The organism is uncultured Subdoligranulum sp., assembly GCF_937890665.1.
The window spans coordinates 1-10,460 of the sequence record NZ_CALADU010000081.1 but is presented as its reverse complement, the minus strand read 5'-3'; the positions used below and the strand labels follow the sequence as shown (position 1 = coordinate 10,460).

13 protein-coding genes are annotated in these 10,460 nt (G+C 55.3%); 8 read left to right on the top strand and 5 right to left on the bottom strand.

The window, feature by feature from the left end:
- Window positions 1-1,032: glycogen synthase (locus tag Q0526_RS04520; RefSeq protein ID WP_298731264.1), on the top strand; the 1,032-nt coding region annotated here is incomplete at its 5' end.
- A gap of 146 nt (window positions 1,033-1,178) precedes the next feature.
- Window positions 1,179-2,009, top strand: coding sequence for a C39 family peptidase (locus Q0526_RS04515; RefSeq protein ID WP_298731263.1), 831 nt, complete (start codon window positions 1,179-1,181; stop codon window positions 2,007-2,009).
- Between the two features lie 79 nt (window positions 2,010-2,088).
- Here Q0526_RS04515 and udk read toward each other — a convergent pair whose 3' ends face one another.
- The 5 genes from udk to Q0526_RS04490 all read right to left on the bottom strand — a co-directional run bounded on the left by udk (window position 2,089) and on the right by Q0526_RS04490 (window position 5,841).
- Window positions 2,089-2,715, bottom strand: a complete 627-nt coding sequence (gene udk, locus Q0526_RS04510) for a uridine kinase (protein ID WP_298731262.1) — start codon at window positions 2,713-2,715, stop codon at window positions 2,089-2,091.
- A 15-nt stretch (window positions 2,716-2,730) separates the two neighbouring features.
- Window positions 2,731-3,210 carry a dCMP deaminase family protein gene (locus Q0526_RS04505; protein WP_298731261.1) on the bottom strand — a complete coding sequence of 160 codons (480 nt, stop codon included), beginning with the start codon at window positions 3,208-3,210 and terminating at the stop codon, window positions 2,731-2,733.
- Window positions 3,211-3,240: 30 nt separating this feature from the next.
- Window positions 3,241-3,516: a sporulation transcriptional regulator SpoIIID gene (locus Q0526_RS04500; RefSeq protein ID WP_298731260.1), complete on the bottom strand. Its 276-nt coding sequence runs from the start codon at window positions 3,514-3,516 to the stop codon at window positions 3,241-3,243.
- Window positions 3,517-3,619: 103 nt separating this feature from the next.
- Window positions 3,620-4,924 (bottom strand): SH3 domain-containing protein, encoded by a 1,305-nt coding sequence (locus Q0526_RS04495; RefSeq protein ID WP_298731259.1) that lies wholly within the window; start codon window positions 4,922-4,924, stop codon window positions 3,620-3,622.
- A 23-nt stretch (window positions 4,925-4,947) separates the two neighbouring features.
- A complete protein-coding gene (locus Q0526_RS04490) occupies window positions 4,948-5,841 on the bottom strand; it encodes a pyridoxal-phosphate dependent enzyme (protein WP_298731258.1) in 894 nt (297 codons plus the stop codon).
- A gap of 239 nt (window positions 5,842-6,080) precedes the next feature.
- On the opposite strand from Q0526_RS04490, the gene Q0526_RS04485 reads away from it, so the two are divergent.
- From Q0526_RS04485 to trmD, 6 genes are all read left to right on the top strand, one after another.
- Window positions 6,081-6,479 carry a sigma factor-like helix-turn-helix DNA-binding protein gene (locus tag Q0526_RS04485; protein ID WP_298731257.1) on the top strand — a complete coding sequence of 133 codons (399 nt, stop codon included), beginning with the start codon at window positions 6,081-6,083 and terminating at the stop codon, window positions 6,477-6,479.
- Window positions 6,469-7,824 carry a signal recognition particle protein gene (ffh, locus tag Q0526_RS04480; protein WP_298731256.1) on the top strand — a complete coding sequence of 452 codons (1,356 nt, stop codon included), beginning with the start codon at window positions 6,469-6,471 and terminating at the stop codon, window positions 7,822-7,824. The genes Q0526_RS04485 and ffh overlap by 11 nt, the downstream gene beginning before the upstream one ends.
- Window positions 7,825-7,925: 101 nt before the next feature.
- Window positions 7,926-8,165: a 30S ribosomal protein S16 gene (gene rpsP / locus Q0526_RS04475; RefSeq protein ID WP_007046751.1), complete on the top strand. Its 240-nt coding sequence runs from the start codon at window positions 7,926-7,928 to the stop codon at window positions 8,163-8,165.
- Window positions 8,166-8,202: 37 nt separating this feature from the next.
- The gene (locus tag Q0526_RS04470) at window positions 8,203-8,436 is read left to right on the top strand and encodes a KH domain-containing protein (RefSeq protein WP_294569190.1); all 234 of its coding nucleotides are present in this window, start codon (window positions 8,203-8,205) and stop codon (window positions 8,434-8,436) included.
- Between the two features lie 94 nt (window positions 8,437-8,530).
- Window positions 8,531-9,061, top strand: coding sequence for a ribosome maturation factor RimM (gene rimM, locus Q0526_RS04465; protein ID WP_298731255.1), 531 nt, complete (start codon window positions 8,531-8,533; stop codon window positions 9,059-9,061).
- Window positions 9,062-9,064: 3 nt separating this feature from the next.
- Entirely contained in the window at window positions 9,065-10,294 is a 1,230-nt protein-coding gene (gene trmD, locus Q0526_RS04460) for a tRNA (guanosine(37)-N1)-methyltransferase TrmD (RefSeq protein WP_298731254.1), read from the top strand.
- Window positions 10,295-10,460: the final 166 nt, after the last annotated feature.

Below are 10,460 nucleotides of genomic sequence, written 5' to 3'. Positions count from 1 at the left end.
AATGACTGGCAAACGGCACTGACGCCGGTCTACTTGAACCTGTATTACCGGCATCTGGATAAGTTCAACCGCATCAAGACGGTGTTTACTATCCATAACATCGCCTATCAGGGCAAGTATGGTTTGGACATTCTGGAAGACACCTGTGGTATTGGTGCGCGGGATGCCCATGTGGTGGAATATGACGGCTGCGCCAACTTTATGAAGGGTGCTATCGAAACGGCTGATAAGGTCACTACCGTCAGCCCCACCTACGCACAGGAGATTCTGGACCCGTGGTTCAGCCATGGTTTGGACGGTCTGCTGCGCCAGAAGCAGTATAAGACCTGCGGTATCTTGAACGGCATTGACGTGGATGTTTACAATCCCGCCACGGACCCGGATATCGCCAAAAACTACGATGCAGATACCTTCCAAGACGGTAAGGCAGTTTGCAAGGCGGCGTTGCAGGATGAGTTCAACCTGCATAAGGATGGCAGCCCCGTCATGGCGATGGTCACCCGTTTGGTGGGCCATAAAGGCGTGGATCTGGTGCGTGCCATTGCGGAAGGACTGCTGCAGCAGGGGATTGAACTGGTCATCCTCGGCTCCGGCGAGGCTCAGTACGAGAACTTCTTCAACGAGCTGTGCGCCCGGAACCCCGGTCGTGTGGGTGTCTACATTGGTTTCAACGCTAAGCTGGCCCAGCGGATCTACGCGGGTGCCGACATCTTCCTGATGCCGTCCCGTTCGGAACCTTGCGGCTTGGCCCAGATGGTAGCTTGCCGGTACGGTACCATTCCGGTGGTCCGTGAAACCGGTGGTTTGCGGGATTCCATCCACGATTCCGGCGATGGCTTCGGCAATGGTTTCACCTTTGCCAACTACAACGCGCATGAGCTGTACGAGGCCTGCTGGCGCGCCAAGGAAGGCTACTGGCAGAAAGACGGCTGGCCGATTCTGGTTCGCCGTGCTATGGAGTGTGACTTTAGCTGGAGCAATTCGGCCAAGAGCTATGAAGGCTTGTACAATGAGGTTGTAAACCTCTGGTAACGGTGCTGCGCAGGAATACATTTCACAAAAACATCAAAAACCGGCAGGTTTTCCTGCCGGTTTTTTCTTGCAATTTTCACAAGCTTGTTATATCTTAAAAGTATAACGACTGTATAAAATGTGTATATAGCAACAAAAGATCGAGTGTGATCTATGTGAAAAAAGGCGTCAAAACAAAAATTGTTTTTGTGATAACACTTAGTCTGCTGTTGTCGGCCTGCGGTGTTACAGCGGAGATTCCAGTGGGGGTGGCAACGGGGGAAACTGCGCTGAGCATCACCGGCGAGGGGGACTGGGCCAGTTCGGAAGAGATGGATGTCGTCTTGCCGGACGATGAAATGTGGCCGGAACTGCTCTTTGCACAGGGATTCGTAAAGGATAATGTTTGGCTGCCGTTTGAAACCAAACTCGAAGTAGAAAATATTCCCCAGAACCCAGAGCTGCCCAACGGCTGCGAGATTACGTCAGCAACCATTGCGCTGAATTATCTGAGATTTTCTGTGGATAAGGTCACTCTTTCCAATGAATATTTACCCATGGGGTTTCCGCATTGGGCGGTTGACCCGGACGAGGCCTTTATGGGGGACCCGGCGGATGATACATCTTTTTATTGCCAACCGGGACCGGTGGTGGAAGCCGTCAATGCCTATTTAGAAGATGTCGGAGCGGAGTATATCGCGGTGGACATCAGTGGTGCGTCGGTAGGGGAGCTGTATGAATGGGTGGCAAGCGGTACCCCCGTGGTGGTTTGGGCTACGCGGATGCTTGAATCGTCCAGGTACAGTGACAGTTTTCTCTTGCCGGATGGAAGCTGGCCTTATAGCAATTCGCACTGCATGGTGCTGACTGGCTATAATACAGAAAGCTGTTATCTCGATGATCCTATGCTGGAACTTTCCGAGGTCAGCAGCAGTCTGTTCGCGCAGCGTTATCAGGAACGGGGCCAATATGCAATGGTGATCATTCCTACAGAATAAAAGTACCCTCGTCTATATCGGGAACCGATACAGACGAGGGTGTTTTTTGGTTTTGCAAAGAAAATGTGGTTCGGCAGCTTTACGGCTCGCTGGCACGCAGGTGATCTGCCACCCACTTGATAAGCAATTCCAAGGCAACCAAATTGTGGCCGCCTTCCGGCACGATCAGGTCGGCTTTGCGTTTGCTGGGCTCTACAAACTGTTCGTGCATCGGTTTGACGGTGGTCAGATATTGTGCCACCACGCTGTCCAACGTGCGGCCCCGCTCCTTTACATCCCGCACGATGCGCCGCAAGATGCGTACATCGGCGTCGGTGTCTACAAAGACCTTCATATCCATTAGGTCACAGAGTTCCGGAGAATCAAAGATCAAGATGCCTTCCACAATGATGACGGGGGCCGGCTTGACCAACACCGTTTTGTCGCTGCGGTTGTGGATGGTGTAATCGTAGACGGGCACCTGTACCGGATGTCCGGCCCGCAACTCCCGCAGATGAGCGACCATCAGCGGAGTGTCGAAGCTGTCGGGGTGATCATAGTTCAGCTTGCAGCGCTCTTCGTAGGGCAGTTCGTCGTGGCGCTTGTAGTAGCTGTCATGGTTGATGACGCTGACTTCGTTGACGCCGAAATGGTCCCGCAGCCGTTCGGTCAGGGTGGTCTTGCCGCTGCCGGTACCGCCTGCAATGCCGATGATGATGGTATTCATTCCGTTTCCTTTCCTTTACACATCCAGACGGATCTCCCGACCGGTAGGTTCGTACGCCCGGTATTTCACGCCGGTCATCTTGAACATCTGGCGGCTGGCAATGCTGGCGTGGCTGTCGTGATATTTGTCGGAAAGATAGATCAGTTCCTTGATACCGCTCTGAATGATGGCTTTGGCGCATTCGTTGCAGGGAAAAAGCGTGACATACATCCGCGCGCCGCTCAGGTCGTTGTGCGGGCTGTTCAGGATGGCGTTGAGCTCGGAATGGCAGACGTACATATATTTGGTCTCCAAGTCTTCGCCTTCCCGTTCCCACGGCATATCATCGTCGTTGCAGCCGATGGGCATACCGTTGTACCCCAGCGATAGGATCTTATTTTCGGGGCTTACAATGCAGGCGCCCACCTGACTGTTGTTGTCCTTGGAGCGCATGGCGGAAAGCAGGGCAATGCCCATAAAGTATTCGTCCCAGCTGATATAATCCGTTCGTTTCATGGCGTGCCTTTCCTTCGTTTTTTATCCTTATTATACTGTGCGCCGTGCTGTGGCGCAAGATTCTTTGCGCAAATATTTGCGGCGGGTGGCCTCCCCGCCGCGTAGATGCCGCTCGGCCTTGTTGCGCTGTACCACGGTCTGTACTTCGGCCCACAGACCGGGATGGGTATGGCGCAGGCGGCTCTGGTCTTTCCAGATGGTGCTTTTGCTTACCCCGAACACGGCGGCCGCTGCCCGTACCGTGGCGCCGCTGCGTACAATGTATCGTCCCACTGCTACGGCCCGCTCCTCCGGGTCACCTTTCATACCGCAAACCCCCTCACATGGAATTTCTGTCAAATCCTATGTGAAAAAGAGTGTGGATATGCCCGATAACACAAAATCCCTGCCCGGACGGGCAGGGAAATGATCAAGAGGTAGAGTTAGTAAGGAACATATAATCGGTACAGGCCCAGCCAAACTGATCTTGATAGCAGACAAATGTCCAGTTGGAGATCGATTCATTGCCGCCCAGTGCTTTCACCATGGTGTCAGGCGGCAGCGTCCCTACGCGATCATACTCGGTGCCGGGACCGGCACGCAAAACAACGTTATCGGAGGCGATGGTGCGAAACTGCACCACCGCTTGCTCGGTATACTGAATATCCGGCGGAGTAATGTTGGCGGGCAGCCCGGCCAAAGGGTCCGGTGCAGGGGTGGGGGCGGCTACGCCGGAAATTGTGTAGGCGTGCCAACCGTCATCCTGTTGCAGCCATAGCAAACCGCCATCCCAAGCAACTCCTGCGTAGGTGCAGGGAAGGACCTCGGTTCCGGTACTGTCCAACAAGCCCCATCGGCCTCCCCGGCAGACCGGTGCATACCCGTTCAGCAGGGGCGAGGCGTAGTACCCGTATTCATCGCCGTAGGTAGCGTCGTAAACCGCCTCGGTGACAGCCTGACCGGAATGGTCCAGATACAGCCACTTGCCGGCCTGACAGGCCGGAGCCAGCGGCTGATCGTAAAAACAGCCGCCCGCTTCATAGGTCTGGTCGTTGAGCAGCGTTCCATCGCCATCAGCATATACAATGGTAATAGGCTCTGTGACTCTATAATAATCGGGATCTCCCTGCCCGTCGACAAACGTACCCAGCCGGCAGGGGAGGTAAGCGCCAAGCTGTGCGTCGTAATCTTCCAGATCATGTACAGTGCCACCGAACAGTCCACCGTCCACCTGAACTTTGTGGGTGGTGGTATCGTAGTACCAGTAGTGGGAGGAGCCGTCATGTTCGGCGGAGCACATTCTACCATCACCGGTGGTTTGCAACTGGGCTGTCAAAGCATCCAGTTGTTCCCATTCTAAAGAGGAATGCCAACGCAGATCGGCAGAAGCACATCCGGTCAAGGGGACGGACGACTGGCACGCCAGCACCTCGGTGCCATCGGTGCGCATCAGGCCCCATTTGCCGTTCTGGCTCATCGTGTAGTACCCATTCATCTGTTCCCAATATGGGGCGGCGTCCCGGCGGATGGCCCGGATCTCATCATATTTCAGCACCGCATAATCGGTAGGCTCCAGCGAAAGGGTAGAGCTTTCGGCAGGGGCGGGCGTTGTGGTGATGGTAGTTTCCGGCGTGGCGGAAGATTCTGGCACAGAAGAACTCGCTTGGGGCGCGGACGCACAGCCGCAGCTTAGCGCCGCCAAAACCAACGACAAAACAAGCAACGATTTCTGCATGGCGAACCTCCTTGCCAAAACAGTTATTCGTACATTTTGCGTCCGGCAAATACACACAAAGGCCGTTTGGCTTTGCCGGTGCCCATCAGTTGAACTGCGGCAGCCAGTGTGGCACCGGCACTGGTGCAGGCGGGGATTCCGTCAAAGAACAGAACCTCTCGGGCGGCTCGCTCGGCGTCGGCGGTGGTTACCGTCAATACGGTGTCCACCACATAGGGGTTGTAGTTTTCCGGCACAAAGCCGGGGCCAATGCCCGCAATGCCGTGCTGCCCGATAAAACCGCCCGAGATTGCCGCGCATTCGGCAGGTTCCACCGCCACAATGCGGATCATGCTGTTCCACGCCTTGATGTATTCGGCTACCCCCGTGACGGTGCCGCCGCTGCCTACGCCAATGACGATGGCATCGATGGATTCTCCGGCGGCTTTCAAAATCTGGGGACCGGTCACCCGGCGGTGATACTCGGGGTTGTCATCGTTGGAAAAATAATGGGTAAAATACCCGCCGTAACGCTGTGCCGTTTCTTCGGCAATACGGTCCATAGCACGGCGCCCGCCGCTGCTGCAAACCACGATTTTGGCGCCCAAATCTTGCAGACGTTTGCGCCGTGCAATGGGCAGACTGCTGGGAACCACCAAAATGCAGGGGTGCCCGGTGGTGGCACAGCTAACGGCCAACGCCGCACCGAAACTGCCGGAACTAGCTTCCACCACCGGCATGCCGGGCTGCAAAGTGCCGCGCTCGGTGGCAAAGGCCAGCATGGTTTCGGCCAGCCCGTCCTTGGAGGTACCGGTAGCGCCGCCGAAGTCCAGATAGGCTAGAATGCTGGAACTTAAGTTGTGACGGCCGGAATAACCATCCAGCCGAACCACCGGGGAGCGGTATACTTCCTGATAGTAACTTTTTAAAATCGGCATGGCGGGCACCTCCTTTCTCAATCAGACAGAGTATTTTTTATTATAGCATAAAGCGACTTGTTTTGCACGCTGAAAGCACAGGAATCTCGAATTTTTTTGTGGGACGAGAGCACGCTAAGCAATCTGTAAAAAAGTGGCGAAATCCCCTTGACTTTCCCGCTGGCCCCTGTTATAATGCATAAGCTACCTGTAAAGAAAAAAACTTTACATGGCAGGTTACACAGGAAGGGGCGCGGCAGATGGCGGGCAAACCGCAAAAAAATCTGGCCTACTCGGTGTTGCTGGACTTCTACGGTCCGGTACTGACCGAGAAACAGCGCCTTGTTCTGACAGAATACTATGACGAAGATCTCTCTCTGGCCGAGATCGCCGAAAATTTCGGGATCACTCGGCAGGGGGTGCGGGATGCCATCAAACATGGTGAGGCCGCACTGGATGAGCTGGAAGCAAAGCTGGGCAATGCGCGGCGCCATACGGCAACGCAGCAAGACCTAACTCGCTTGCGCCAACTGGTTATGGAGATCCGGTGCTGCAACTCGGGGCTGTTTAATCCGGTGCCCCAGATTCGCACCGATACCGACGAGATGCTGCAAATTTTGGAACGGCTGGATACGCAGGAGGAACCCGATGGCCTTTGAATCATTGACAGAGCGCCTCAACGGCGTATTCAAAAAGCTGCGCGGCAAAGGCAAACTGAACGAGGCCGACATCAAGGCGGCCATGCGCGAAGTGCGGATGGCGCTGCTGGAAGCGGACGTTAACTACAAAGTTGCCAAAGATTTCTGCGCACAGGTTTCGGAACGTGCCATGGGGCAGGAAGTCATGGAAAGCTTGACTCCCGCCCAGCAGGTCGTCAAGATCGTCAACGAGGAACTTACCAAGCTGATGGGGGGCGACGAGCCCCAGTACCTGCGCATCAAGAACAAGGGCCAGACGGTCCTGATGATGTGTGGTCTGCAAGGTAATGGTAAAACCACCCATGCCGCTAAGCTGGGCAAGTTTTACCGCAGTCAGGGCCGCCGACCGCTGTTGGTTGCCTGCGACGTTTACCGTCCTGCGGCCATCCAGCAGTTGCAGATCGTGGGGGAACAAGCGGGCGTGCCCGTCTTTACCATGGGGACCGAAAAGCCTGAGATCATCGCCCAGAAGGCGATGGCTCATGCCCGGGACCACGGCAACGATATCGTGATTCTCGATACCGCCGGCCGTTTGCAGATCGACGATGCGCTGATGGACGAGCTGGTTCGCATCAAAGAAGCTGTTGAGGTGGACGAAACCCTGCTGGTCGTGGACGCCATGGCTGGTCAGGAAGCTGTCAACGTGGCCAAAACCTTCAACGAGAAGATTGGTATTACCGGCGTGGTGCTGACCAAGACCGACGGTGATACCCGTGGCGGTGCAGCGCTCTCGGTGCTGGCAGTTACCGGTAAACCTATCTATTTTCAGGGTACCGGCGAAAAGCTGGAAGATCTGGAACCTTTCTATCCCTCTCGGATGTCCAGCCGCATCCTCGGCATGGGAGATGTGCTTTCCCTGATTGAAAAGGCGCAGAGCGTCCAGAACGATAAGGAAGCCGAAGCCGCTGCCCGGCGGATGATGGAAAATAAGTTCGACATGAACGACCTGTTGGCCCAGTTCCAGCAGGTGAAGAAGATGGGTGGTGCGTCGGCGCTGTTGGCCATGATGCCCGGCGGAAACCAAATCGATTCCGACGCGTTGGACGAAAAAATGCTGCCCCATATTGAGGCGATCATCTATTCCATGACACCGGCAGAGCGGGCAAAGCCCGAGATCATCAATCCCAAACGGAAGCGTCGCATTGCGGCAGGGTCCGGACAGACGGTGGAAGATGTGAACAAGCTGCTGCGTCAGTACGAGATGATGCAGAAGGTAATGAAAAAGATGCGCCGCAATCCCAAAGGCTTTATGCGCAGTTTGGGTAATCTGGGCGGCATGGGCGGTTTCAAAGGATTTGGCCGCTAAAAAACACTTTGGTATGACCCGCACGGCTATACGGCCCACGGGATGTACAATATAAAATTCGCCCCACAAGGGCCGTAAACAACTATTTGGAGGAATTTACAATGGTTAAGATTCGTCTGCGCCGTATGGGCGCCAAGAAGGCTCCTTTCTACCGTGTGGTTGTCGCTGACAGCCGTTTTGCCCGTGATGGCCGCTTCATCGAGGAGATCGGCTACTACGATCCCACCAAGGAGCCCAGCGTTGTCAGCATCGATGCCGACAAGGCTAAGCAGTGGTTGGCCAATGGCGCTCAGCCCACCGATACCGTTCGTGAGCTGCTGAAGAAGGCTGCCGTTCTGTAATCTGCTGTTTCACTGATTTTAAGGGAGGGAACGCCACATGCAGGAACTCTTAGTAGCCGTTGCCCGCGGCCTTGTCGAAGACAAGGAGGCCGTGCAGGTGACTGTTGACCCCATGCGTGAGGACGGCACCGTTGTCTATCACCTGAAAGTGGCCGAGGCCGATATGGGCCGGGTCATCGGCAAGCAGGGACGCATCGCCAAGGCGATTCGCGTTGTCATGCGTGCCGCTGCGGTCCGTCAGGGTGAAAAAGTCATCGTGGAGATCGACTAAAAGCCAAAAGCACTTTGCCATTTTGGCAGAGTGCTTTTTTGTATGCTTACCCGGCAGTTGGCCGGAATATTTACGGGAACGGAAGGAAACGACGATGCAAAACTATCTGCCTGCCTGCAAGATTGTCTCCACCCATGGGGTGCGGGGAGAGATGAAAGCGTTGCCCCTATGTGACGGCGCGGCTTTTTTGTCCAAATTTAAGCGGCTGTTTGCCCACGCAGACGGCACCGGGGAATGTGCAGTACGCGGTGTACGGGCGCAGGGCAATATGATTTTGCTGCGTTTGGACGGCGTAGAAGATATGGATGCGGCCCGGGCGCAAGTGGGGCGTACCTATTATTTTGCCAAAGCGGACGCCCGCCTGCCCAAAGGCCGGTACTTTATTGATGATTTGCTGGGCTGCCGTGTGGTGGATGCCCACACCGGTCGGGAATATGGTACTTTGACCGCGGTGGATCGTCCGGCGGCACAGGATATTTACACGGTCACCGACGAGGCAGGGAACACGCATATGCTGCCGGCAGTCCCGGAATTTGTGCAGTCCATTGATCTGGATACCCGTACCATCACGGTCACGCCCATCGACGGTATGTTTACCGAGGCCGTCAACGGCGACAAGGAGTAAGCCATGCGCATTGATATTGTGACGCTTTTTCCTGAACTGTGCGACAGCTTTCTCTCTGCCAGCATCTTGGGGCGTGCTCGCGCCAAAAATCTGTTTGAAGCCCATTGCCACCAGATTCGGGACTACACCACCAACAAGCAAAAACAGACCGATGACTATCCCTATGGCGGCGGCTGCGGCATGGTGTTGTATGCCCAACCCATCGCGGACTGCCTGCGGGCGGTGCAGCGTCAGTGCGCTGAACAGGGAAGGGAAAAGCCGCATGTGGTCTTTTTGACGGCGGCCGGGCAGCCTTACAATGAGGAAACCGCCAAACAGTTGGCCCAATATGACGCTGTCACGCTGGTTTGCGGCCACTATGAGGGCATCGACCAACGGGTGATTGATGCCTTTGGGGATGAAGAAATCTCCATCGGGGACTATGTGCTGACCGGCGGTGAATTGGCCAGTCTGGTGGTGGCGGACAGCGTGCTGCGGCTGCAACCCGGTGTATTGGCCGAGGAAAAAGGCTATCAGGACGAGAGCTACTGGGACGGTCTGTTGGAATACCCCCAGTATACCCGCCCCGAAGTGTGGGAGGGGCGGGCGGTCCCCTCGGGGCTGCTGACCGGGGACCACCAAAAAATCGATGCTTGGCGTGGTGCCCAAAGCCGCACCCGGACCCGCTTGCGCCGCCCCGATTTGTATGAGCGATGGTGCGACACCCACCCCATGACGGAATTGCCCAAATGGAAACGGGGCGAAAATATGCGGTTGGTCAAGACGGAGGAACACTGGGCGGCAGCGGCCAACCTGTTTGCCGAGGGACGATATGCCGTCTGTGAAGCGGTCTGTACGCCGCTGTATCTGGATACCCTCACGCCGGAACATTGCCGGGAAGAACTCGGCAAAGAAAAAGAAGCTGGTTGGGCCTTCTACCTGCATTTTACCAAGGGTGTGGCCGACGGTATGGTGGGGGTGTGCCACAAAACCGGCCAAATCAGCCATCTGTTTGTAACAGAAGCGGCGCAGGGAAGGGGCATCGGTACCAAGATGCTGGATTTTGCCCGCAAGAAGTTGGCAGAACATCCCCATCCCACTCTGACGGTGCTGGATACCAACACCCGGGCACTGGCGCTGTATCGTCGTATGGGGTGGCGACCGGTAGGGGTAGAGGCAATTTATGACCCGGCAGAAGACGCGACGGCTTCCGTATATTGTCAGGAATTAAAATTGCGGTATGAGGCACAATAAAACAAAGTTTTGTTGTCAATCTACAATGATGTTGAAAATAAACTGGTAAAAATGCACAAAGCGAAAACCTGAGATTTGGCGGAATTACAGAATCCTGCCAAATTTGCAAAATTCTACTGTACAAAATCGACCAAATAGGATAAAATAGAAACAATCAAGGCGGCGT